Source organism: Rhodoblastus sp. 17X3 (assembly GCF_030056575.1).
GTDB lineage: Bacteria > Pseudomonadota > Alphaproteobacteria > Rhizobiales > Beijerinckiaceae > Rhodoblastus.
In genome coordinates, this window is record NZ_JASHHX010000005.1 from 131202 (window position 1) to 155656 (window position 24455).

Sequence of the window (24455 nt, forward strand, 5' to 3'; positions counted from 1 at the left end):
GGATCGCGCTTGGGCAAAGCAATTTTGCGCGCCGGCCGCCCGTTGCGATCGACACATGATCGACACATGATCGACACATGATCGACCCTTGGGAGCGCGCGCGGCTTGGCGTATAAGGGGCTCCTTCGCGCGTGCGGCGCGTCCCCGGATAAAGAAAGCGCATGACCGACGCTGCCCGCCCCCTCGCCCCCGGCGACCATGTCTTCCTCGTCGATGGTTCGAATTTCATCTTTCGCGCCTATTTCCAGTCCATCCGGCAGGACCAGAAATATAATTTCCGCGCCGACCGCCTGCCGACCGGCGCCATCCGGCTGTTCTGCGCCAAATTGCTGCAATTCGTCCGTGACGGGGCGACTGGCGTGCATCCCACCCATCTCGCCATCATTTTCGACAAGAGCGAGAATTCCTTCCGCAAGGAAATCTACCCCGCCTACAAGGCCAATCGCTCGGACCCGCCGGAAGACCTCGTCCCGCAATTTCCGCTGTTCCGCGAGGCGGTGCGCGCCTTTGGCCTCGAGCCGGTGGAGCAGGATGTCTACGAGGCCGACGACCTCATCGCCACATACGCCCGACAGGCGGCGGAAGCCGGCGCCGACGTGACGATCATTTCCGCCGACAAGGATCTGATGCAGCTGATCCGTCCCGGAATCACGATGTACGACCCCGCATCGGGCGAACGCGACGAGCGCCGCATCGGGCGCGAAGAAGTTGTCGCCTATTTCGGTGTGCCGCCGGAGAAGGTGGTGGACATTCAGGCGCTGGCCGGCGATTCCACCGATAATGTGCCCGGCGCTCCTGGCATTGGCGTCAAGACCGCCGCGCAATTGATCGGCGAATATGGCGATCTCGACACGCTTCTCGCCCGCGCCAGCGAGATCAAGCAGAACAAGCGCCGCGAGACGCTGACCGACCCCGCCGTGGTCGAAAAGGTGCGGCTGTCGAAGAAGCTGGTGCATCTGGTCGACGATGTGAAAGTCCAGACGCCGCTATCGGATCTCGGCCTGCGCCAGCCGGAAGGCAAGACTCTGGTCGCCTTCCTGAAGGCGATGGAGTTCACCACGCTGACGCGGCGCGTCGGCGAACTTTACGATGTCGATGTCGGCGCGATCGACCCCGATCCAGCTTTCGTCGGACCGAACGGTTGGCGCGGCCGCAATGGCCAGGCCGCCCCGCCGAAGGCCGACGCCGCGCCAGACGAACCCGCGACGCCTGCGGAAAACGCCGCCGCGCCGAGCCCGGCCGCTCTGGCCAGGGCTCGGGCCGCCGCAGCTCTGGCGACGCCGGTCGAGCGCGGCCAATATGTTCGCGTCGCGTCCTTGCAGGAACTGGAAAACTGGATCGCACGGGCTTTCGAGGCCGGCGCGGTCTGTTTCGACACAGAGACCGATTCGCTCGATCCCATGCAGGCCAATCTGGTCGGCCTGTCGCTGGCCTTGGCGCCCAACCAGGCCTGCTATATTCCCTTCGGGCACAAGTCGCCCGGCGTGGAAGATCTGTTCGGCGGCGGCGAGCTCGCGCCGGGGCAGCTTCCCCTGCGAGAGGCCCTCGACTTGTTGCGGCCGCTTCTGACGGCGCCCTCGGTGATGAAGATCGCCCAGAACGTCAAATATGACTGGCTGGTTCTGGCCCAGCACGGCATAGAAGTCGCGCCGGTCGAGGACACCATGCTCGCGTCCTACACGCTGGACGCCGGGCTGAACGGCCATGGCATGGACGAGCTGTCGCTCAAATTTCTCGGGCACCGGCCGATTCAATTCAGCGAGGTCGCCGGTCAGGGCAAGAGCTTCATTGGCTTCGCCCGCGTGGCGCTCGACAAGGCCACTGAATATTCGGCGGAGGATTCCGACGTCACCCTGCGCCTGTGGAACGTTCTGCAGCCGCGTCTCGTCGCCGAAGGCATGACGACTGTTTACGAGACGCTCGAGCGGCCGCTGGCCGTCGTGCTGGCGCGGATGGAGCGGCGCGGCATTTGCGTCGACCGCGCCATTCTCTCGCGGCTCTCCGGCGAATTCGCGCAGGATATGGCGCGGCTGGAGGCGGAAGTTCAAGAGCTGGCGGGCGAAAACTTCAATCTCGGATCGCCGAAGCAGTTGGGCGATATCTTGTTCGGCAAGTTCGGCCTGCCCGGAGGCAAGAAGACCGCGACCGGCGCGTGGTCGACCTCGGCCAGCGTGCTGGACGATCTGGCAGAGCAGGGCAATGACCTCGCCGCACGGGTGCTGGACTGGCGGCAGGTGCAGAAGCTGCGCTCGACCTATGCCGAGGCCCTGCCGCGCTTCGTCAATCCCAATACGGGCCGGGTCCATACCTCCTATGCGCTGGCGGCGACCTCGACGGGGCGGCTATCGTCGTCGGAGCCGAATCTGCAGAACATCCCGGTGCGCAACGAGGCGGGGCGAAAAATCCGCCGCGCTTTCGTCGCCAGCCCGGGCCACAAGCTGATCTCGGCGGATTACTCGCAGATCGAGCTGCGCCTGCTGGCCCATATCGCCGATATTCCGCAGCTGAAACAGGCCTTCGCTGAGGGCAAGGACATTCACGCCATGACGGCGTCGGAGATTTTCGGCGTACCGGTCGAGGGCATGCCGGGCGAAATCCGCCGCCGCGCCAAGGCGATCAATTTCGGCATCGTCTATGGCATTTCCGCTTTCGGCCTCGCCAACCAGCTCGGCATCTCGCGCGAGGAGGCGGGCGCCTTCATCCGCCTTTATTTCGAGCGTTTCCCGGGCATCCGCGCCTATATGGACGCGACGAAGAAGCTTTGCCGCGAGCAAGGCTATGTGACCACCCTGTTCGAGCGCAAATGCCATTATCCGCGCATTGCGTCGAGCAACGCCTCCGAGCGCGCCTTCAACGAGCGCGCGGCGATCAATGCGCCGATTCAGGGCGCCGCGGCCGACATCATCCGCCGCGCCATGATCCGCATGGACGCCGCGCTGGATCAGGCCGGGTTGCGCGCGCAAATGCTGTTGCAGGTGCATGACGAACTGGTGTTCGAGGCGCCCGACGCCGAGGTCGCGGCCACGATCGAACTCGTGCGGAGGGTCATGGAGCAGGCCGCCCTGCCCGCCGTCGCCCTCTCCGTGCCGCTGCTGGTCGAGGCCCGCGCGGCGGACAACTGGGACGAGGCGCATTAGACGAGACAATAAAAAACCCCGCCGAAGCGGGGTTTTCTTTCGAGCGTCGCCGCTCAGCTCCTGCGGTCGCCGGTCAGCTGAACCAGCGCCATGAAGATGTTGATGAAGTCGAGATAGAGCATCAGAGCGCCATTGATCGACTTCTTGGTCGCGTCCTCGTAGCCGTCTGACTCGAGATACATCTGCTTGATCGACTGCGTGTCATAGGCGGTCAGGCCGGCGAAGATCAGCACGGACAGGATCGACAGGCCGAACTGGAAGGCCGAGCTCTGCACGAACAGGTTCACCAGGCTCGCGATGATCAGGCCGAACAGGCCCATCATCAGGAACGATCCCATGGCCGACAGGCTGCGCTTGGTCGTATAGCCATAGAGGCTCAACGCGCCGAACGACGCCGCCGTGATGAAGAAGGCCCGCGTCACGGACGCGCCGGTATAGATCAGCAGGATCGACGACAGCGACACGCCCATCACCGCCGCATAGGCGTAGAACAGGCTGCGCGCCGACGAGGCCGACATGCTGTTGATCTTGAAGGAGAAGAACAGGACGAAGGCCAGCGGGGCGAACATGATCACCCAGCGCAGCGGGCTGGTGTAGATCGCCGCGCCGAAGCTCGTCAGATAGGTGTGCGAGCCGAGCTGAAACTGCGTCGGCACGCCGGAAACCGCCAGCATGTTGACGCCGAGCGCAAACAGGCCGGTCAGCGCCAGGCCGATCGACATGTGGTTGTAGACGCCGAGCATGAAAGCCCGCAGACCTTGATCTACATCGGCGCCCGTCCGGGCGTAGCCCCGGCTCCAGGGAGCGGCGTTGCGGTCAAAGTTGGACATTGGTTCCTCGCGAAATGCCGCCCGTTTACCGCTACGGACGATCCGCAGGCGGCGCGGCCCTCGGAATATGAAGCCGGCAGGGGCAAAAGACAAGCCGCGCCGCTTAAACTTGCCTAAGCGCAACATTACATTTTCGTTAGTCTTCGCGCAGCCAGCGGCCCGGCTTTTCGCCCAACACGCGCCAGGTTCCGGCAAGGCCGAGCACGACCGCGAAGACGACGGCCCCGAGCGCGACGCCCGCCGCCTGGGCCGGGAAGAAGTGATAGCTCGTATCGAGAACCTGCCGCGCCACCAGCGCCGCCGCCGCCGTGCCCGCCAGCAGGCCGAACGCCGCCGTGGCCGCGCCGAGCAAGGCGAACTCCAGCGCCAGCGCGCCGAGCAGCCGGCCCCGCGTCGCGCCGAGCACCTTCAGCACCACCGCCTCATAGATCCGCGCCCTCTGCCCCGCTGCGAGCGCCCCGGACAGGACCAGCGCCGAGACCACGAAGGCGAGCGAGGCGGCGGACTGGATCGCGACCGACAATTTGCCCAGCAGGCCATCGACCGTCTCCAGCGTCTCACGGATCGACACGCTTGCGACCGCAGGGAAGTTTTTGGCGGCCCCGGCCAGCAGCGCGGCTTCGCGGGTCGAGCCCGGGCGCTCGGGCAAGTTGAGCGTCATCAGGCTTGTGAAGGGCGCGCCGGCGAAAGCGTTGGGAGAAAAGACCAGCACGAAATTGATGTTGAAGCTGCGCCAGTTGACCTTGCGCAGATTGGCGATGCGCGCGGTGAGCGTTCGGCCCAGCACATTGACCGTGACGCTGTCGCCGAGGCGCAGGTTGAGGCCCTGCGCGACGCCGGACTCCATCGAGACCAGCGGCGGGCCGGCGTAATCTTGAGGCCACCATTCGCCATCGACGAGGCGCGAGCCTTCCGGAACCTTCGCAGAAAAGGTGATGCCGCGATCGCCCTCCAGCGCCCAGCGCGCCTTGTCGCCCGCCTTTACTTCCTCTGCCGGAACGCCGTTCACCTTCACGATGCGCCCGCGCAGCATAGGCGCGACGGCTATTGTTCCGTCCGGCGCTTCCTTGCGCAGAAAGTCATGGAAGGACGCGGCCTGCGCGGCCTGAATGTCGAAGAAGAAAAAGCTTGGCGACTCCTTTGGCAGCGACTCGCCGATATCCGCGCGCAGATTGCGCTCGACGCCCGTCAGCGCGGTGAGCAGCGTCACGCCGAGGCCGAGCGAAATCAGGAAAGACGGCGTGAGCGCGCCCGGCTTGTGCAGATTGGCCACCGCGAGCCGCAGGGGCAGGCTGCGGGCGTGCGGCGCCCGGCGCGCGAAAAACATGATCGCGCGGGCCACGCCATAGAGCAGGGCGAAGCTGACGAGCACCGCCGCGCCAAATTGCGCGGTGAGCATCCGGTCGCTGCTGATCAGCAGCGCGAAGCCGAACAAGGCCGCCGCCGCCAGCGCGGCGACCACGCCGCCGCGCAGCCGAAGCGGGCCGAAATCGCCCAGAGCCGTCTCGCGCAAGAGCGTCGTCACCGGCAAGGCGCGGGCGCGGTCGAGCGGCGCGGCGGCGAAAGCCAGAGCGGTCAGCAGGCCGAACGCCATGCCCGAAAGCCCGTCGCGCCAGTCGAGACTCGGCGCGAGCGGAAACGGCAGGGACGGCCCGAGCACGAGGGCGAGCAGCTTGGGCAGGGCGAGGCCGAGCGCCGCGCCGACGACGGCGCTCGCCGCCGCGACCAGCATGGCCTGGATCAGGACGAAACGCGCGGCCTCGCCGCCGGTCGCGCCCAAGGCCTTCAGAATCGCCAGCGTCTTGCGCTTGCGGTCGATGAGGCCGCGAATGGAATTGCCGACGCCGACGCCCCCGCAGACCAGCGCGGTCAGGCCGATCAGCGACAGGAATTGCGCGAATCGCTCGACATTGCGGGAGAGTTGCGGCGAAGGCTCGGCGCGGCTGCGGATTTCAAAACCGGACTCGGAAAAAGCCTCGGTGAAGGCCTTTTGCGCGGCTGCGAGGTCGGCGTCGCGCGACGCCTCCGGCGGCAGCAAAAGTCGCAATGACAGCCGGGCCAGCGAGCCGGGGACAATCAGGCCCGTCGCGGCCAGCGCCTGATCGCTGACGATCACATGCGGCCCGAAGCCAATCGCGCCGATGGAATCCGGCTCGCCCGCCAGCCAGCCGATCAGCGCAAACTGCACGGCGCCGATCTCGAGCCGGTCGCCGACCTTCACATTGAGCCGGGCGGCGAGCGCCGGATCGGCAAACAAGCCATAGGCGCCGTCTTTCAGGGCCAGGGCGTCATAAAATGGCCGGCCCGCGCCGAGCGGCGGATCGGTCCGCACGGCGCCGGCCAGGGGATAGGACGAATCAACCGCCTTCAATTCTACCAGCGTGGAGGCCGGCGCGTCGGCGCGTCGGGCCATGGCGCGCAAGGCGAGGACTTCTCCAACCCGCCCGCGTGTGGCCAGGAAGGCTTTTTCCTTTTCGGCGGGGACGCCGAGCGCGCGTCCGAAGGCGAGATCGCCGCCAAGCAGAACGGCGCCCTGCTGCGCCAGACCCTCGCGGAAGGCGCGCGAGGTGGCGTCCACGCCGACAATGGCCATGACGCCCAGCACGAGGCAGGCGATGAACACGCCGTAAAAACGCAAGCCGCCGCGCAGATCGCGCAAAGCGAAGCGCGCGAGCGCCCGATTTGCCGCCCCGCGATGGCCCAAAGAGTCAGACTCCGACATTTTCGCGATCCTGAATCGCGGCGGAATCGCTTTCGATCCGACCACTGCGCAGGCGCACGATGCGTCGGCAGCGGCGCGCCAGCGCCTCGTCATGGGTGACGAGGACGAGCGTGGCGCCGCGGGCGCGATTGAGGGCGAAGATCAGCTCCATGATTTCCGCGCCGACGCCCTGGTCGAGATTGCCGGTCGGCTCGTCAGCCACAAGGATGGAGGGATTCGCGACCAGCGCCCGCGCCAGCGCCACGCGCTGCTGCTCGCCGCCGGACATTTGCGCAGGATAGTGCTTTTCGCGGGGGCCGAGCCCGACCTGCGCCAGAATCTTTTGCGCGCGGTCAAAGGCGTTGGCCTCTCCGGCCAGCTCCAGCGGAATGGCGACGTTTTCGAGCGCCGTCAGGGTCTGTATGAGGTGAAAGGCCTGAAACACCACGCCGATATGGGCGCCGCGAAAGCGCGCCAGCTCGTCCTCGCTCATCCGGTCGATCCGGCGCCCCGCGACGCGGACCGAGCCGGAATCGGGCGCCTCGAGCCCGGCCATGGCCATCAGCAGGGTCGATTTTCCCGAACCCGACGGCCCCAGCAGCGCGAGGGTCTCGCCTTTTGCGACATCAAGACAAATATCCTTCAGAATATGCGCCCGGGCTTCGCCGCTTCCCAATGTGAGATTGACATTTTCGAGGCTTATGGCGGGATCGGACATGAAGAGACCTTCGGAAAGGCCGCGATGACGAATGCTTCTCACGGACCGGCGCGAGCGAACGCCTGCGCCCCATATGGGCGCGCCCGCCGCTTTCGCCAAATATTTTGCCTCCGCGAATTTTTTTTTGCGGCCCTCGCCCTGATGTTCGCCGGCGCCGGACCTCTCAACGCGCGCACGCTGCGGATCGTCGCGCTCGGCGACAGCCTGACGGCGGGCTATGGCCTTTCCGCCAATCTGGCCTTTCCCGCCGTGCTGGAAAAAGCCTTGAAGGAGAAGGGCTTCGACGTCGAAATGGTCAACGCCGGAGTGTCGGGCGACATTTCGGCGGGCCTGCTGGCTCGGATGGACTGGGCGCTCGGCGATGGCGCGCTGGATGGCGCCATTGTCGAAATCGGCGCCAATGACATGCTGCGCGGCCTCAACCCGGACCAGACCCGCGCCAATATCGACGCCATTCTGACGAAACTGCGCGAGCGCAAAATACCCTTCCTCATCGCGGGGATGCGCGCGGCGCCCAATCTCGGCGGGCCCTATGCCGAGCAATTCGAGCCGCTTTTCGCAGCGCTCGCGCAAAAATACCAGGCCCCGCTCTATCCGTTCTTTCTGGAGGGCGTGGCGGGCCATCCCGACAGGCAATTGCCGGACGGATTGCACCCGAATCGCGCCGGCGTCGAAACCATCGTCGCGGGCGTTCTGCCGGCTGTGACCGCCTGGCTCGACAGCCTGCCCAAGAATTGACTGGAAAAACCGTGCCTCGCCTGTTCACAGCCTTCGAAATCCCGCCCGAGATCGCGGCTCAGCTGGCGTTCTTTCGCGGCGGCCTGTTCGGCGCGCGCTGGATCGAGCCGGCGGATTACCACATCACCTTGCGTTTTTTCGGCGATGTCGACACGCGGACAGCGCAAGCGCTCGACGTCGATCTGATCGAAACCGAGGCGGTCGGCGGCGCCGCGCCGCTGCATATCGCGCTCGATGAAATCGGCGTGTTTGGCGGTCGCCAGCCGCGCGCGCTCTATGCCCGCGTGAAGGCGGACCCTCTGCTGTCGCGCCTGCAGGCGGCCCATGAGGCCATCGCCCGGCGCAATGGCCTGGCGCCGGAAACCCGAAAATTCGCACCCCATGTCACGCTGGCGCGCCTGCGCGGCGTGGAGCCGCAAGCGGTCGGCGCCTGGCTGGCGGAGCGGGCCTTTCCGCTGGCGCTGTCCTTCGAGGCCGGGCGTTTCGCGCTGTATTCGTCGCGGGATTCGGTCGGCGGCGGGCCTTACCGGGTCGAAGCCGACTATCCCTTCGCCTGATCACAACCCATCGATCGCGCCGATGAAGGGCAGGTGCCGGTAATTCCCGGCGTAATCCATGCCGTAGCCGACGACGAAGCGGTCCGGGCAGGCAAAACCGACGAAATCGGCGTTGACCTCGATCTGCTTCTTGTGCGGCTTTTCCAGCAGCGCGGCGATCATCACCCGCCGGGCGCCGCGGTCGAGCAGCAATTGTTTCGCGAAAGCCAAAGTACGGCCGGATTCGAGAATATCGTCGATCAGCAGCGCGTCTCGACCCGCCACTTCGGCCTGAAGGTCGCGCAAAAGCTCGGTGCGGCCGGAGGACTCCGTGCCCGCGCCATAACTGGCGATCTGGATGAAATCGACCTCCGGCGCCAGACCGTGGCGATGCATCGCCCGCAGGAGATCGGCGGCGAAGACGAAGGCGCCGGTCATGATGGGGATCGCGATCAGGTCGCCCGGCGCCGAAGCCGCGATCGCCGCAGCCAGTTCCTCGACACGGGCGGCCAAAGCCGCCTCGTCGATGAGAACCTGTGCTTCCCGGATGTTCAATGGGCGTATCCCGGCGACTGTCCTGCGTCCGGGTCTCCGGCGAAGCGCACGCGCACGTCGCGGCCCTCCTTCGGCGGCGCGGCGAGACGGGCGCGGAACTGCGCCGTTTCGCCCACAGCCAGCCGCGCCTTGGGCGGCGCGGCGGTCCAGAAATAGATTTCCCGACCCGTGGCGTCGAGCACCGATAGGCGCATTCGCGGCGCCGCGCGCGGTGTTTCGGCGAGATTTCGGATACCGCCCTCGACGATCAGGATCTGCCTGCCGTCCTCGTCGGCCAGCCGCGACGTGACCTTTTCGATGTCCATCTGGCGAAGATTCACGCCAAGGCCCAGCGCGGCATAGAGCGGCGCGGCGGCGGGGGCGAGGCGCACGATCTGCGCCCGGCCGCCGACCAGCAGGCCCCAGGCGGCCAGAAAAATCAGGACCCAGGCCCAGGGCCGGGGCGCGTTGAGCGCCCGCTTCGGCTTGTCCAGAGCGGCGGACCCGCCGACGGCAAGGGGAGCGCGTCGGCTCGACGAGGCGGCGATCCCGCCGACATCGCCCCCGCCGCCTGCGCGCCCGATCTGGCGAGGGGCGAAGGCATGGACGTCGAACGGCTGGAGCGAGGTGGCGGACCGCATGAAGGCGCCTTTGCTGGGGGCGGACTGGGCTGGGGACGAAACTGCGCGATTTGTCGCAATTCATTGGTGTGCTGCTATGGTTAAAAGCGCGTTAAAAGGAAGCGATTCGCCGCCGCCAATTCGCCTTTCGCGCGATCTGGCTCGCGGCGCGCCTTGTCAGGGAGCTTTTCTTGGTCCGGTTCGAGAATGTCGGCCTGAGATATGGGATGGGCGGCGAAATCCTGCGCGACATCACCTTCGACATCGCGCCCCGCACGTTCCAGTTCCTCACCGGCCCTTCCGGCGCCGGCAAGACCACCTTGCTGCGCCTGATCCTGCTGGCCCTGCCGCCCACGCGCGGCCTCATCACCCTGTTTGGCAAGGATTCCGCCGAACTCGACAAGCCCGGCCTCACCGCCCTGCGGCGCAAGGTCGGCGTGGTGTTCCAGGATTTCCGGCTGCTCGACCATCTCACCACCTATCAGAACGTCGCCTTGCCCCTGCGCGTGCAGGAGCGCGACGAGGCGAGCTATCGCTCGGAGGTGATGGAGCTGCTGGGCTGGGTCGGGCTCGGCGAGCGCATGCATGTCTATCCGCCGGTGCTTTCCGGCGGCGAGAAGCAGAGGGCCGCCATCGCCCGCGCCCTCATCATGCGCCCGCAGTTGCTCCTCGCCGACGAGCCGACCGGGAATGTCGACCCGTCGCTGGCGCGGCGGCTGATGCGGCTCTTTCTCGAATTGCACAAATCCGGAACCTCGGTGGTGATCGCGACCCATGACCTCGCCCTGATGGACCAGTTCGACGGCGCGCGCCGGCTGGTGCTGGGCGACGGCCGCCTGCATATTTACGATTGAGCGCGCCCATGGACGAACATTCCGCCGCCTTTCCGTCCCGCCCGCCGGCCGTCGAGGACGAATGGAGCCAGACGCCGCTGGTCCCGGCCGAAACGGTCGCGGGCCGGGCTTTGGCCATCGTCATCGCCATCATGACCTTTCTCGCCGCGCTGACGGCCGGCTTCGCCATTGTTCTCGCCGACGCCTCCCGTGATTGGCGCGGCGCGGTGGGCGTAGAGATGACCATTCAGGTCACGCCCCGCGCGGCCCGCGACATCGACGCCGATTCCGCCAAGGCCGCGAGTATCGCCGCCGCCTTCCCCGGGGTCGCGGAGGCGCGCGCCTTCACGCGCCAGCAATCCGAGGAATTGCTGGCGCCCTGGCTCGGCGCCGGCCTCGACCTCAGCCAGTTGCCGACGCCGCGCATGATCGTGGTGCGGCGCGACCCGCAGAAGAAGCTCGACGAAATCGGCCTGCGCGCCGCCCTCGACGCCGCCGTGCCCAACGCCAGCCTCGACGATCATGGCGCCTGGATGCAGCGCCTCGACACCATGGCCCAGGTCGTGGTGGGCGCCGCCGTCGCCATCTTCGTGCTGGTGATGATCGCCATGGCGCTCGCCGTCGGCTTCGCCACCCGCGGCGCCATGGCGGGAAATCGCGAAATCATCGAGGCGCTGCATTTCGTCGGCGCGGCGGACAGTTTTATCGCGCGACAATTTCAGTTTCATTTCCTGCGGCTTGGCCTGCGCGGCGGGGCGGCGGGCGGCGGCGCGGCGCTCCTGCTGTTCCTGCTGCTCGGCTTTCTCTCGCGGCAATGGACGACGAGCGCCGGCGGCGAACAGGCCGAAGCGCTGTTTGGCTCCTTTTCGCTGGGCTGGAGCGGAATCGTCGCCATCGCCGCGATTTCCCTGACCGTGGCCCTGATCGCCGGGCTGATGTCGCGCATCATCGTCTTTCGCGCGCTGGGCGAGTTCTACGACGTCAAGGACTGAGGCTTTTGCGTGACAGGCCGACGCGGAAAGCCCCCGACGGCGCGCCCGGGCTTTTCATTTGGCCGGGCCTCCGGCAGAAGTGGCCAATGATCTACCTGCGCTCCCTGCTGTTCAATATCGCCTTCTATGTCGGCACGGCCATCATCGCGATCGGCGGCCTCCCGACGCTGTTTTTCGGCCGCCGCGCCATTCTGAAAGTGGCCCGCGCCTGGGGCTGGACCTCGCTGTGGCTGCTGGACAGGATCTGCGGCGTGAAGGTCGAGTTTCGTGGCCGGGACAATCTGTTGCATCAAGGCTGCATCGTCGCCGCCAAGCATCAGTCGGCGCTGGAGACTTTCGCCCTCGTCACGCAGGTCGAGGATTTCACCTATATCCTGAAACGCGAACTGCTCTTCATCCCCCTGTTCGGGCAATATCTGAAGCTGAGCAACCAGATCGCCATCGACCGCAAGAGCCGCAGCGCCGCCTTGCGCGATCTCGTCCAGCAGGCGGGCGCGGCGATCGCCGAAGGACGCGTCATTTTCATCTTTCCCGAAGGCACCCGCCGTCCGGCCGGGGCGCCGCCGCTCTACAAGAGCGGGGTCAACCATCTCTATGCCGCCGCCAAGGCGCCCTGCGTGCCGGCGGCTCTCAATTCCGGCCTGTTCTGGCCGCGCCGCACCTTCCTGCGCCAGCCCGGAACTTGCGTAGTGGAGTTCCTGCCCGTCATCCCTGCCGGCCTGCCGCACGGAGAATTCAGCAAGGTTCTGCAGGAACGGCTGGAAAAGGCGACGAACCGGCTGATCGACGAGGCTTTGGCCAAGGACTCGCGCCTTGCCGCCAATCTGGAAAAAAACGCGGCGGCCACACCCGCGGGCGATTGACTTTACCCCTGTTTTGTTCTTCTTTTGTTGGCATCACGTTTCGTCATGCAGACACAGAACATGAGCCGTCAGCCTCTTCTCGCCGCCACCAACAGTCCCTTGGCCAGCCTCACCCGAACGGGGCTGGAGAAATTGTTCCATAGCTGGCTTGGCGCGTCGGGACGACGCTATATCTGCTCGGTCTATGCGTTGGGCGAACCGCCGGCCTTCGATTGTCGCCGCGCCGTCATCGCCGCCGTGCGCCGCAGCGCCTCGGGCGCGGTCGTTCTGTTCACGTTCCAGCCCGGCCCCAATGAAGAACGCGACGATTTCCGCCTCTGGACACAGCGGGCGCACGCCTGCGGGGCCAGCGAATGGCATGTCCATCTTCTCGCGGAAACGCCCGAGGAGCGCGCTTTCGTGTTGCGCGACCTCTCGCCGGAGCAGCGGCTCGCCGCCTGATTTTCGGCGCGCCGTCGCGGTTGGGCCTCATTTTGTTTTAGGATGGCCGCCGAATCGCCGGGCGCCGCGCCCGGCGTCAGGAATTGCGCATGTCTCGCTACCGCCGTCCCTTGCTCATCGGCCTCGTCGTCCTGCTGTGCCTCGCGCTCGGCGAATTCTGGCTCTATTCGGCCCACCGCCTCGCCGGCTATATGGACAAGCGCGCGCTCGGCGGCGTATCGCTCGCCGATCTCTGCCGCACCAGCGATATCGGCGGCTTTCCCTTCCGCCTGAAACTCAGCTGCGCCGAATTCACCGCGCCCGTGCGCATCGGCGACGAAGTCGTCCTGTTCGGAGCCGAGGAGGCCCATGGCGAAGCCAGCCTGTTTTCGCCCAATCACATCCTGCTCACGCTTTCGAGCCCGCTCGTCGTGCAGAAATCCGGCGGCGGCCCGCTGGCGAAATTGCGCCATGACGGCATGACGCTTGACGTCGCCTGGTCGCTGTCCGGACTGTCCGAGGCGCGGCTGGACATGAAAGCGCTGGACTGGCGGCCCGAGACGCCTCAGGCCGGCCTCGCCTTCAATCTGCAAAGCCTGACGACGAAAGCCGCGCCACAGCAGGGGGAAGGATTGGGCGTACTGCGTTTCGAGTTGACCGGCGAGGGCCTGAATATGCCGGCGTTGCAGGCCTTATTGCAGAAAAACGATCTCGGCCGCTTCACGCTCGGCGGAAAGGTCTCGCCCGTCCCGGCCCCTGCGGCGGATTTCCGCGCGGCCGTCGAGGACTGGCGGAAAAAGTCCGGTGCGGTCGCCATCGACCATCTGCAATGGCAGGCGGGCGATCTCAACCTGAAGATCGACGGCGCACTGTCGCTCGACGACGCCCACCGGCCGACCGGCAAGCTGAATGTCACGGCGGAAGGCGCCGGGCCCCTGCTCGCGCGTCTTGGCGTCCCCGTCGCCGCCACGCAGGTCAACGCCGTCCTCGGCGCGCTGCTCGGCAAGCCGCCCGCTCAAGGGGCCAAGGCCGACACTCTGTCCCTGCCGCTGACGCTTGCCAATGGCCAGGCCTATCTCGGGCCTATCAGGCTGCCCGCGACGGTTCCGCCGCTCTATTGACCCTTTGAGGGCAGGGCGAAACGCTCCGCATGGCTGCCGATCCAGGCGACATTTTGCGGCGGCGGATTGAAGGCGGCGGCGAATTTCCCGGCGTCCCAGTCGCCCGGCGCCGAAACCAGCAGCGAGGCCCCCTCGGGGCTCTCGACCCGCGCCAGACATTCGCAGGACGAAGCGCAGAAAGCGGAATCGTCCGGGCCGCCGGAGCGCCATTGCGCGGAGAACAGCGCGACGTCGCGCGCCGCCGCTTCCGCCAGCGGATTGGAAATGATGAAGACCGGCAGGCTGGCGGGATGATCCGGCCGCTCGACAAAAGGCAGTCGGGCGATGATTTTCGGCGCGCCCTCCGCCGCAAGGCTTTCCCACCATCGCCCGTCCCCGAGCCGCCAGGCCGCCCGCAACATGCCGAGGTCGCCGCCGCCATCCGGCCGCGCCGAGCCGGCCACCGCCGCAATGGTTTCGCCGGGGTTTGCATGGCCGAGCAAGGGCACGGTGAAGCCGAAGTGAAAACGCGCCGAATCGCGCATGGCGGCGTCGCCGCCCGACAGGTCCGCGTGCACGGAATAATGCGACTGAACGAAGGTGAAAGTCGAAATGATGACCCGCCAGATGCTCTCGACCGTGTCGAGCGGCAGGCGGCCGCGATGACGCGCCGCAATGACCCGCATCATGTCCGCCTCGCGGCCCGGCCGGAACGCCGAACCGCCGCCCTGTCGCGCCTTGACCGCGATCAGCGTATCGATGATCTCGCCCCGCGCGATCAGGAGATCGTGCATTTCGCCATCGATCCGATCGATTTCCGTTCGCAGTTCGGCCAGGGACTCCAGGGCGGTCGGTTCGTTCATTGCTCGGTCGCTCTTCATGACGCGCATTGCGCCGGTTTCGACAGGCCCCATCTATAGACGGCGCGGAGCCGCAAGCAAACGCCGGCGGCGCACCGCCTCGCACTGGCCTTCCTTGACTTCCCGCCGCCCGTTCTCCTATTTAACAAACGATCCGTTCGGAAAATCGAACAAGCTGGACTCTTGACCGACCCGTCCCCCGACACCCATTCCAGTCTGGCCGAGGCCGCCCAGCCCCACAGCCAGGTCGCCGTATTCGACGGATCGCAGCCGCTCGCCATGACGGCAGGCGTGTCGCTCAGCCCCTTCACCATCGCCTACCAGACCTATGGCGAGCTGAACGCCGACAAATCCAACGCCATCCTGCTCTGCCACGCCCTGACCGGCGATCAGCATGTCGCGAATAGCCATCCGCTGACCGGCAAGCCGGGGTGGTGGTCCGCTCTGGTCGGGCCGGGACGCCCGTTCGACACCCAGAAATTCTTCATCATCTGCTCAAACGTGCTCGGCGGCTGCATGGGCACGACCGGCCCGGCCTCGATCGATCCGACCACCGGCCGGCCCTATGGCCTCACTCTTCCGATGGTCACGATCGCCGACATGGTCCGGGCGCAGGCCATGCTGATCGACCGGCTTGGCATCGACACTTTGTTCTGCGTCGCCGGCGGCTCGATGGGCGGAATGCAGGTTCTGCAATGGGCGGCGCTTTATCCGGAACGCGTCTTTTCCGCCATGCCCATCGCCACGGCGGCGCGCCATTCCTCGCAGAACATCGCCTTTCACGAGGTCGGCCGCCAGGCGGTGATGGCCGATCCGGACTGGCGCGGCGGGCGCTATGCGGAGCAGGGCGTGCGCCCGGCCAAGGGCCTCGCCGTCGCGCGCATGGCGGCCCATATCACCTATCTCTCGGACGAGGCTCTGCAGCGAAAGTTCGGCCGCAAATTGCAGGACCGCGCCGAGCCGACCTTTTCCTTCGACGCCGATTTCCAGATCGAAAACTACCTGCGCTATCAGGGCTCGACCTTCGTCGACCGCTTCGACGCCAACTCCTATCTCTATGTCACCCGCGCCTGCGATTATTTCGATCTCGCGGGCGATTACGGCGGCTCGCTCGCCCGCGCCTTTTCGGGCGCGAAAACACGCTTCTGCGTCGTCTCTTTCACCTCCGACTGGCTCTACACGACCGCCGAATCGCGGGCGATCGTCCACGCCCTCAACGCCGGCGGCGCGCCTGTGTCCTTCGTCGAGATCGAGACCGACAAGGGCCATGACGCCTTCCTGCTGGAGGAGCCCGATTTCATCGCCACCACGCGGGGCTTCCTGCGCGGCGCAGCCCGGGCGCGCGGCCTGAGCGAAAAGGGAGGCGCCTGAGCCATGAGCCAGAGCGGCGGCGAAATGCCCCAGACCGCGCTCACGCGCATCGACCTGCTGCTGGTCGCCAGCATGGTCGAGCATGGCGCGCGCGTGCTCGACGTCGGCTGCGGCGACGGCGAATTGCTGCGCCTGCTCTCCAATACGAGGAATGTCGACGCGCGCGGCGTCGAGATTTCGCAAAAGGGCGTCAATGATTGCGTCACCAAGGGCCTCTCCGTGGTCCAGGGCGACGCCGACGTCGATCTCGCGGATTATCCCGACGACGGCTTCGATTACGTCATCCTGTCGCAGACGCTTCAGGCCACGCGCAATCCGCGCAAGGTGCTGGAGCAGATGATGCGGATCGGCAAGCGCGCCATCGTCTCCTTCCCCAATTTCGGCCACTGGCGCATCCGCTGGCAGCTGGCCGTGCGCGGCCGGATGCCGATCACCGAAAACCTCTCCTACGCCTGGTACGAGACGCCCAACATCCACCTCTGCACCATCAAGGATTTCGTCAATCTGGTGGATGTCGTGGACGCGCGCATCCTCCGCGCGGTCGCCATGAACAGCAGCGGCGCGCAGATCCGGGTTAATGCGCCTTGGTGGGCGTGGAATCTGTTCGGCGAGCAGGGCGTCTTCCTGCTCGAACGCCAGAAGAAGAGTTAGGCCGCCGTGCGGGAGATGTCCCGCACCGCTTTGGCCGCCGAATCGATCCTCACGGTCGATTGCGCGATCGCGTTCATCGAGGCGGTGATCGCTTCGACGCCCTTGGCCGCGACCTGCATGTTCTCCGACATGTCCGCCGTCACCGCGCTCTGCGCCTGAACCGACCCCGCGATGGAGGCTGTGATCTCATTGATGGTGGCGATGATGTCGGCGATGGTCTCGATCGCGCGCGTGACCCCGGCGGTCGAGGCGCGGACGGACGCGACCTGCTCGCCGATATCATCCGTCGCCCGGGCCGTGCGCGTGGCGAGCGACTTCACTTCCGCCGCGACAACCGCGAAACCGCGTCCCGCCTCGCCCGCGCGCGCCGCCTCAATGGTGGCGTTGAGCGCCAGCAGATTGGTTTGCGAGGCGATATCGTTGATGAGGCTGACGATTTCCCCAATTTTCTGGGCGTCGTCGGCCAGCGTCGAAACCAGATCGGTGGCGCCGCCGGCCTGCGACACCGCCTTTTGCGCAATGTCGCTGGCGTGGGCGACCTGACGGGCGATTTCGTGGAAGGAGGCCGACAGCTCCTCCGCGCCCGCCGCCACCGCCTGCACATTGCCAGAGGTCTGACTGGAGGCCGCCGCCGCCTCCACCGCCTCGTTGGAAACCGAAGAAACCGATTCGGTCATGTCGCCGATCTTGTCGTCCACCCTGAGGAAGGTTTCGGTCCGCAGGTTCTGTTGCTGGACCTGCTCCGTGACGTCGATCGCGAATTTGACGACCCGGAACGGCTTGCCTTCGAGATCGAAGATCGGGTTGCAGGAGCCCTGAATCCAGACTTCGCGGCCGCCCTTGGCGATGCGCCGAAACTGGCCGCTGGAATATTCGCCTTGGCCGAGACGGCTCCAGAAGGCGCGATAGGCCTCGGATCGCCGCTCCGAGGGATCGACGAACATGGAATGGTGTTGGCCGATAATTTCCTCCAGCCGGTAGCCCAGCGTCGCCAGGAAATTCTCGTTGGCCGAGACGATCTTGCCCTCGACGTCGAATTCGGCCACGGCCTGCGCGCGGCGGATGGCGTCGATCTGCCCCTGGGCAAAAGCGGCGGCGAGCTTTTGCGTGGTCGTCTCCACGGCGAATTTGACGACACGGAAGGGCTTGCCGGACTTGTCCAGCAGCGGATTATAGGTCGCCTGGATCCAGACCGCCTTGCCCGATTTGGCGATGCGCTTGAATTCGGCGCGGCGGAATTTTCCTGCGCGCAGATCATCCCAGAGGGCGCGGTAATTGGCGCCGCCGCGCTCGCACGGATTGATGAAGATGGCGTGTTTCTGGCCGACGATCTCGTCAAGACGATAGCCCATCGTCTCCAGAAAGCTGTCGTTCGCCGAGAGGATCGTCCCTTCAAGGTCGAATTGAATCACCGCCTGCGAGCGGTTCAGGGCCTCGAAAGCCGCGCGATGCACCGCGCCTTCGCCCGAAAACAGGAAATTCATTCCATCCCTCACGGAAAGGCGTGCGTTTTGGGCGCCCACCGCACCAAACGCCTGGATTGTGTAAAATATAATTACTACCATAACGTGTAATCGTTGATTTTGACTTAATCCGATCACGCCTCGTCGTCATTGAGCGGGTGCAGGTCCCGCACCATCGCCTTCAGGCGCTCGTCGAGGACATGGGTGTAGATCTGAGTCGTGGCGATATCGGCATGGCCGAGCAATTCCTGCACGATGCGCAGGTCGGCGCCATTTTGCAGCAGATGGCTGGCGAAGGCGTGGCGCAGCACATGCGGGCTGACGCGCTCGGCTTTGACGCCAGCCGCCACCGCCAGAAATTTCAATTCGCGCGCGAAAACCTGCCGGGTGAGATGACCGCTCTCGCCGTCCGAAGGAAACAGCCATTTCTGCGCCGCCGCCGCCGGATGAAGCTCAAGCAAGACACTGCGATAGGCCGCCATCGCCTCGCGCGCGGCGGCCGTCAACGGCGCGAGCCTCTCGCGCCCGCCCTTGCCCTTGATCGTGAGAAAGCCGCCGCCCTGCTCAGGCGCCTTTTCGGCTTGTTTCGCCGCGGCCAGCGGCAACGCCACCAGCTCGGAGACGCGCAGCCCGGACGCATAGAGCACTTCGACCAGACAGGCGGCGCGGCGCGCCCGCAGCCGCTCCTCGGCCGGGCGGGCGGGATCGTCCAGCCCCTCGCGGCAGACGCGCAGAATCGCTTCCACTTCCGCGATCGACAGTATTTTTGGCAGCCGCCGGCCCTGCCGCGGGCCTTCGAGCAGTATGGCGGGGTCGTCGGCCCGCCGCTCCTCGGCGGCGAGAAAGCGATGAAATTGCCGGATTGCCGATAATTTGCGCGCCGAGGACGCCGGCTTGAGCCCGGCTTCGGCCAGACTCGAAAGATAATCGCGAATATCCTGAATCGTCGCCGTCAGCGGCTCGCGGCCCCGCCGCGCGAGGCCGAGCGCATAATCGCCCAGGTCGCGGGCATAGGCGTCCAGCGTGTTTCGCGCGGCGCCGCGCTCGGCGGCGAGCATATCGAGAAAATCCGCGATCGCCGCGCGCGCGGCCGGCTTCGCGGCGCTTTCGGTCATTTGTTGAGGACGCTGGGCGGCACCGGCTGGCTCATTTCGCGCGGCTGCGGCTCGACAAAGGCGACCAGCGCGGCCATGCCGACGAAAGCCGCCCCCGCGATCAGGCCGAGGACAAGGAGGAAGCGGAACAGGCTGGGCATGAACGTCTCCGCGCGACCGCCGCCAAAACCGGATGCGACCACGGCTAAAGCCAGATACAATTTGCGCGCGCGACATGATAGTACATGCCGATCATGTGGGATCAAGCCATCGTTCATCCGCCGGAGGCGGCTTCTCCGCCGCCTCGTGATTCTCGCACGCAAGCGATCGTCAGTCGTCTGGCGGGCCGCCCCCTCGTGCTTGTCGGCATGATGGGCTCGGGCAAGACCGCGATCGGCAAGCGTCTCGCGCAAAGGCTCGGCCTGCCCTTCATCGATTCGGACCATGAAATCGAAGCCGCCCATCGCATGACGATCGCGGAAATCTTCGCCTCCCATGGCGAGGCCTATTTCCGCGACGGCGAAAGACGGGTGCTGGCGCGCCTCATCGGCGAGGGCGAGCGCGTCATCGCCACCGGCGGCGGCGCGTTCATCCAGCCCCAGACGCGCGGACTGATTCGCAGCCACGCCGTCTCGATCTGGCTCAAAGCCGATATCGACGTCCTCATGCGGCGCGTGCGCAAGCGACCCACCCGCCCGCTGCTGCAGGGCCCGGACCCGGAAGGGGTGATGCGCCGCCTCATCGAGGACCGCTATCCCGTCTATGCAGAAGCCGATCTCGCCATCGCCTCGCGCGACGCCCCCCACGAGACGATCATCGAGGAAATCCTCGTCGCGCTCGAAGGCCTTCTGGCCCAACAAGGACATTTCACCCCCGACATGAACGCACCCGCCCTGCCCCCCGCCTCGACCAGCGTCCACGTCGCCCTCGGCGACCGGGCCTACGACATTCTCATCGGTCCCAATCTCATCGCCCATGCGGGCGAAAGGCTCGCTCAGCTGGCGCCGGGCGCGAGCGCCTTCATCGTCACTGACGCCAATGTCGCGCCGCGCTGGCTTGCGCCGCTACAGGCGAGCTTCGACGCCGCGGGCGTCCGTCACGACCACATCGTCCTGCCGGCAGGCGAGACGACCAAGACCTACGCCCATTTCGAACAGCTCTGCGAAGCCGCGCTCGAAGCGAAAATGGAGCGCGGCGATTTCCTGGTCGCGCTCGGCGGCGGCGTCGTCGGCGACCTCACCGGCTTCGTCGCGGCCTGTCTCAGGCGCGGGATGGGCTTCGTGCAAGTCCCGACCACCGTGCTCTCGCAGGTCGATTCCTCCGTCGGCGGCAAGACCGGCGTCAATTCCGGCCATGGCAAGAATCTGGTCGGGGCCTTTCACCAGCCGTCGCTCGTGCTGGCCGACACCGACAGCCTCGCCACGCTGCCGCCGCGCGAATTCGCCGCCGGCTATGCCGAAGTGGTCAAATATGGCCTGATCGACCGGCCCGATTTCTTCGCCTGGCTGGAAAAGCACTGGCCGGCGGTGTTTGCGCGCGGGCCGGAGCTGGGACACGCCATTGCGGTCAGCTGCGAATCGAAAGCCGCCGTGGTCGCCCGCGACGAGACCGAACAGGGCGACCGCGCCCTGCTCAATCTGGGCCACACCTTCGGACATGCGCTGGAAAAGATCGTCGCCTATGACAGCGCCCGCCTCGTCCATGGCGAGGGCGTCGCGATCGGCATGGCCTGCGCTTTCCGCTATTCGGTCCGCGCCGGCCTGTGCCCGTCGGAGGATGCGGAGCGGGTGGAGGCCCATCTGCGCGCCGTCGGCCTTCCGACGCGCATCCGCGACATCGCGGGCTGGAGCGCGAGCGCCGACGACATCGTCTCCGCCATGGCGCAGGACAAGAAGGTGAAGCGCGGCGCGCTGACCTTCATTCTCGCCCGCGGCATCGGCGCCAGTTTCATCGCCAGGAATGTCGAGCCGGAGGCCGTGCGCGCCTTCCTCGAAGACGAATTGCGCGCGGGAGCCTGATCGAAATGCATGGCGGAGGCGGCGTAACGTCGATGAACATCTGGGTCGCGGCGGCGATCCTGTTTTTCTGCATTTTGGCCTCCGCGCTGTTTTCGGCTTCGGAAACTGCGATGACCGCAGCCTCGCGCGCCCGCATGCACGCCCTCGAAAAGCAGGGCGGCGCGCGCGCCGCCATGGTCAACCGGCTGCTTGGCGGACGCGACCGCCTGATCGGCACGATGCTGCTCGGCAACACGCTCTTCAACATCGGTTCCTCGGCCTTGCTCACCACGGTCCTGGTGGCGATGGTCGGCGAGAGCGGCGCGCTTTACGCCACGATCGCCATGACCGTCCTGCTGCTGGTCTTCGCCGAAGTGCTGCCCAAGACCATCGCCATCAATTATCCTGACCGCACTTCGCTGATCGTGGCGCCGATCGTCTCCGTCTTCGTGACCGTCTTCGGGCCGATCCTCTACATGGTCGAGGCGGTGGTGCGCGGCGCGCTTCATCTCTGCGGGTTGCGGCTCGACGACAAGCACGCCCTGCTCTCGCCGCAGGAGGAGCTGAAAAGCGCGGTCGACCTGATGCACAAGGAGGGCGGCGTCGCCCGGGCCGACCGCGACATGTTCGGCGGCCTGCTCGACCTCAAGGAGCTGGCCGTCTCAGACGTCATGGTTCATCGCACGAAAATGGTCGCGCTCGACGCCGACGCGCCCATCGCCGACCTCGTGCGTGAAGTCGTCGCCTCGCCCTATACCCGTGTGCCGTTGTGGCGCGGAACGCCTGACAACATCATTGGCGTCCTGCACGCCAAGGACCTGCTGCGCGCCATGAGCGACGCCAATGGCGACGGCAGCCAGGTCAGGCTGGAGCCCATCACGGTCGCCCCGTGGTTCGTGCCGGACACGACCACGCTGGAAGCGCAATTGCAGGCCTTCCGCAAGCGCAAGACCCATTTCGCGCTGGTGGTCGACGAATATGGCGACGTCCAGGGCCTCGTGACGCTGGAAGACATTCTGGAGGAGATCGTCGGCGACATTCGCGACGAGCACGACGTCGCCGTGGTCGGCGTGCGGCGCCAGACCGACGGTTCGGTCATTGTCGAGGGCTCGGCGCCGATCCGCGACCTCAACCGCGTCATGGCCTGGGACCTTCCCGACGAAGAGGCCACCACCATCGCCGGCCTCGTCATTCACGAGGCGCGCGCCATCCCCGAGCAAGGCCAGAAATTCACCTTCCACGGATTCCGCTTCGAGGTTCTGCGCAAGCAGCGCAACCGCATCACCCTGCTGCGCCTGACGCCGGAGCAGAAAGCGGAAGGGCGGGAGGCTTGAGGCGGGAGCGGCGCACTCCGGTCATGGGGCGTCGGGTTTCCGGATGCGATACAGCGTAAACCGGCGACTCGTCTGCAACTCGTCGAGATATTGCGGCATCGGATTGGGCGTCGGCGCGCCGATGAAATAGAGATAATCGAAATCGCGCCGCCATTCCCGAACATAATCGTCGCTCGCCGCCGCCCTCGGCCCGAAATCGGCGATGGCTTTCAAATCGGCCATATCGACGGGGCCGCCTTCTTCCGAACTGAACCGCTCATAGGGCGGCCGCATATTGACCGGCTGCTTGCCCCTGGTCGTGAACAGGGTCGGCGCCAGCGCGCCGGCATGGTGGATCGCGAGGATCGGCGCGTGAAACATCGGCAACAGATCGAGATTTCGCATGGGATCGGCGGCGTTGACGCTGGCGATCAGAATTTTCGAGCCTTGGCCGATCTTGCCGAAAGAGGCGGCCATCTCCCGATAGTCGTCGCGGTAGGAGGTCCAGACCGCCGCGGTGAACCCGAGATTCGCCAGGATCAGACCCATCATGACGGCGCTGGAAGCCCATCGCCATTTGGCGTTGGGGAAGATGACAGAGACGAAGGCCGGGAGGATCAGAGCCGCTGCGACGATAATGCGGACATCGTCGAAATTGGTGCCCAGAAGCCGCATTGGAAACACGACATAGAGAAGGGCGAATCCCGCCGACAGCCAGGCGCCCGAGGATTCGAAGCGCAGGGCCTGCGCATTGCGCAAGACAAACAGCAGGGCGGAGAGAACGCCGACCGAGGCGATGGACAAGGCCATGCTGTAGCCATTGAGCGCAAAGAGAGGCCAGAGCGGCTTCAGGAAAAATCCCCACAAATTTCCTGAGTCGCCAACGCTTCCGCCCAGCAACGCCATCGCGAGGCCGCCCGCCAGAGCCGGAGCAGCCAGCAGTCCGGCTTCGGCCGCGAGTCTCGCCAGCGGCGTGCGATTGCGCCTGGCAAGCCAGAGTTCGTGCATGCCGAGAGCAAAACCGTAAATCCCGAGGCCGATCATATGGGAGAGGAACAGCGCGGCGACGCAAACGGAATGGACCGCCAGGCGAAAGGGCCACGGCCGGCTCCGCAAAATCAGCCAGAGCGCGAAGCCCCAAAGCGCCACGGCCATGCTGAATTCGAAATTGAGAAACCCCCAGGCGAAGGGCAGCGAATTCAGGAAAAGCAGCGCGAAGTAGCCGCTCGTTTCAAAGCGGCGCTTGACCGCGAATTCCAGCGCGACGGCGCCACTGACCAGCAACACCTGCGCGCCGGCGAAGAAAAGGCGCATCGCAAGCTGCACATCGACGAACCGCGCCAGCCGGGGCACGATCAGGTCAACCGCGAGATTTGGATAAAACGCCCAGTTCACCTGATAATAGAGCGAATGCCGGCCGGCGCTGTCATCCGCCAGAATATACATGCGGGCGAGATGGTTGCTGTAATCCAGCATCGCCGGTATCGGCGTCGCGACGACAAGCGCAAGCGCCAGAGCGGACAGCAAGACGAAGGCGGCGATATTGACGCCGCCGGCGCGCCGCACGGCCTGCGGGGCCGCGCCGATCATCGCCCCATTCTGTCCCCACGCGCCCATGCCCACAGCTCCTCGTCGCGAGGCAAGCTAAGCAGACATTCCTTGTCCAAATAAAAACATTCGCCGG

The 24455-nt window shown here is 66.0% G+C and carries 22 protein-coding genes; 12 read left to right on the forward strand and 10 right to left on the reverse strand.

Annotation, left to right across the window (positions count from 1 at the left end):
• Positions 1-161: 161 nt before the first annotated feature.
• Positions 162-3137, forward strand: coding sequence for a DNA polymerase I (polA, locus tag QM467_RS07230; protein ID WP_283365633.1), 2976 nt, complete (start codon positions 162-164; stop codon positions 3135-3137).
• 53 nt (positions 3138-3190) lie between these two features.
• Here polA and QM467_RS07235 read toward each other — a convergent pair whose 3' ends face one another.
• From QM467_RS07235 to QM467_RS07245, 3 genes are all read right to left on the reverse strand, one after another.
• Positions 3191-3967, reverse strand: a complete 777-nt coding sequence (locus tag QM467_RS07235; RefSeq protein WP_283365634.1) for a Bax inhibitor-1/YccA family protein — start codon at positions 3965-3967, stop codon at positions 3191-3193.
• A gap of 136 nt (positions 3968-4103) precedes the next feature.
• Entirely contained in the window at positions 4104-6689 is a 2586-nt protein-coding gene (locus tag QM467_RS07240; RefSeq protein ID WP_283365635.1) for an ABC transporter permease, read from the reverse strand.
• Complete coding sequence (locus QM467_RS07245; protein ID WP_283365636.1) at positions 6676-7386, reverse strand: ABC transporter ATP-binding protein; 711 nt, start codon at positions 7384-7386, stop codon at positions 6676-6678. Before QM467_RS07245 ends, QM467_RS07240 begins: the two co-directional genes overlap by 14 nt.
• Before the next feature lie 141 nt (positions 7387-7527).
• On the opposite strand from QM467_RS07245, the gene QM467_RS07250 reads away from it, so the two are divergent.
• Entirely contained in the window at positions 7528-8124 is a 597-nt protein-coding gene (locus QM467_RS07250; protein WP_283365637.1) for an arylesterase, read from the forward strand.
• Between the two features lie 11 nt (positions 8125-8135).
• Positions 8136-8681: an RNA 2',3'-cyclic phosphodiesterase gene (gene thpR / locus QM467_RS07255; protein WP_283365638.1), complete on the forward strand. Its 546-nt coding sequence runs from the start codon at positions 8136-8138 to the stop codon at positions 8679-8681.
• Here thpR and hpt read toward each other — a convergent pair whose 3' ends face one another.
• The gene (hpt, locus tag QM467_RS07260) at positions 8682-9215 is read right to left on the reverse strand and encodes a hypoxanthine phosphoribosyltransferase (RefSeq protein ID WP_283365639.1); all 534 of its coding nucleotides are present in this window, start codon (positions 9213-9215) and stop codon (positions 8682-8684) included. It abuts the gene before it with no gap.
• Positions 9212-9835 (reverse strand): DUF3426 domain-containing protein, encoded by a 624-nt coding sequence (locus QM467_RS07265; protein WP_283365640.1) that lies wholly within the window; start codon positions 9833-9835, stop codon positions 9212-9214. The genes hpt and QM467_RS07265 overlap by 4 nt, the downstream gene beginning before the upstream one ends.
• Before the next feature lie 170 nt (positions 9836-10005).
• On the opposite strand from QM467_RS07265, the gene ftsE reads away from it, so the two are divergent.
• The 5 genes from ftsE (at position 10006) to QM467_RS07290 (ending at position 14043) form a co-directional block, all read left to right on the forward strand.
• On the forward strand, positions 10006-10668 hold the full coding sequence (ftsE, locus tag QM467_RS07270; RefSeq protein WP_283365641.1) for a cell division ATP-binding protein FtsE: 663 nt from the start codon (positions 10006-10008) through the stop codon (positions 10666-10668).
• Between the two features lie 8 nt (positions 10669-10676).
• Positions 10677-11639 carry a cell division protein FtsX gene (locus tag QM467_RS07275; protein ID WP_283365642.1) on the forward strand — a complete coding sequence of 321 codons (963 nt, stop codon included), beginning with the start codon at positions 10677-10679 and terminating at the stop codon, positions 11637-11639.
• Between the two features lie 86 nt (positions 11640-11725).
• Complete coding sequence (locus QM467_RS07280) at positions 11726-12502, forward strand: lysophospholipid acyltransferase family protein (RefSeq protein ID WP_283365643.1); 777 nt, start codon at positions 11726-11728, stop codon at positions 12500-12502.
• A gap of 60 nt (positions 12503-12562) precedes the next feature.
• On the forward strand, positions 12563-12943 hold the full coding sequence (locus QM467_RS07285; protein WP_283365644.1) for a hypothetical protein: 381 nt from the start codon (positions 12563-12565) through the stop codon (positions 12941-12943).
• An 89-nt stretch (positions 12944-13032) separates the two neighbouring features.
• A complete protein-coding gene (locus QM467_RS07290) occupies positions 13033-14043 on the forward strand; it encodes a DUF2125 domain-containing protein (protein WP_283365645.1) in 1011 nt (336 codons plus the stop codon).
• On the opposite strand, the gene QM467_RS07295 is transcribed toward QM467_RS07290, so the two are convergent.
• The gene (locus QM467_RS07295) at positions 14037-14885 is read right to left on the reverse strand and encodes a chorismate mutase (RefSeq protein ID WP_283365646.1); all 849 of its coding nucleotides are present in this window, start codon (positions 14883-14885) and stop codon (positions 14037-14039) included. The genes QM467_RS07290 and QM467_RS07295 overlap by 7 nt on opposite strands.
• 180 nt (positions 14886-15065) lie before the next feature.
• Between QM467_RS07295 and metX the strand changes: the two genes are divergently transcribed.
• Together metX and metW are read left to right on the forward strand one after the other, a co-directional pair.
• The gene (metX, locus tag QM467_RS07300) at positions 15066-16253 is read left to right on the forward strand and encodes a homoserine O-acetyltransferase MetX (RefSeq protein ID WP_283365647.1); all 1188 of its coding nucleotides are present in this window, start codon (positions 15066-15068) and stop codon (positions 16251-16253) included.
• Between the two features lie 3 nt (positions 16254-16256).
• Entirely contained in the window at positions 16257-16904 is a 648-nt protein-coding gene (metW, locus tag QM467_RS07305) for a methionine biosynthesis protein MetW (protein WP_283365648.1), read from the forward strand.
• Here the strand turns inward: metW and QM467_RS07310 are convergent.
• The 3 genes from QM467_RS07310 to QM467_RS07320 all read right to left on the reverse strand — a co-directional run bounded on the left by QM467_RS07310 (position 16901) and on the right by QM467_RS07320 (position 19622).
• Complete coding sequence (locus QM467_RS07310) at positions 16901-18388, reverse strand: methyl-accepting chemotaxis protein (RefSeq protein WP_283365649.1); 1488 nt, start codon at positions 18386-18388, stop codon at positions 16901-16903. The genes metW and QM467_RS07310 overlap by 4 nt on opposite strands.
• Positions 18389-18501: 113 nt before the next feature.
• The gene (locus QM467_RS07315) at positions 18502-19482 is read right to left on the reverse strand and encodes a site-specific tyrosine recombinase XerD (RefSeq protein ID WP_283365650.1); all 981 of its coding nucleotides are present in this window, start codon (positions 19480-19482) and stop codon (positions 18502-18504) included.
• The gene (locus QM467_RS07320; protein WP_283365651.1) at positions 19479-19622 is read right to left on the reverse strand and encodes a histidine kinase; all 144 of its coding nucleotides are present in this window, start codon (positions 19620-19622) and stop codon (positions 19479-19481) included. The genes QM467_RS07315 and QM467_RS07320 overlap by 4 nt, the downstream gene beginning before the upstream one ends.
• 84 nt (positions 19623-19706) lie before the next feature.
• Between QM467_RS07320 and aroB the strand changes: the two genes are divergently transcribed.
• Both aroB and QM467_RS07330 read left to right on the forward strand, forming a co-directional pair.
• Positions 19707-21479, forward strand: a complete 1773-nt coding sequence (aroB, locus tag QM467_RS07325; RefSeq protein WP_283365652.1) for a 3-dehydroquinate synthase — start codon at positions 19707-19709, stop codon at positions 21477-21479.
• Between the two features lie 5 nt (positions 21480-21484).
• Positions 21485-22792, forward strand: coding sequence for an HlyC/CorC family transporter (locus tag QM467_RS07330; RefSeq protein ID WP_446737745.1), 1308 nt, complete (start codon positions 21485-21487; stop codon positions 22790-22792).
• A 21-nt stretch (positions 22793-22813) separates the two neighbouring features.
• Here the strand turns inward: QM467_RS07330 and QM467_RS07335 are convergent, their stop codons facing one another.
• A complete protein-coding gene (locus QM467_RS07335) occupies positions 22814-24388 on the reverse strand; it encodes a hypothetical protein (protein ID WP_283365654.1) in 1575 nt (524 codons plus the stop codon).
• Positions 24389-24455: the final 67 nt, after the last annotated feature.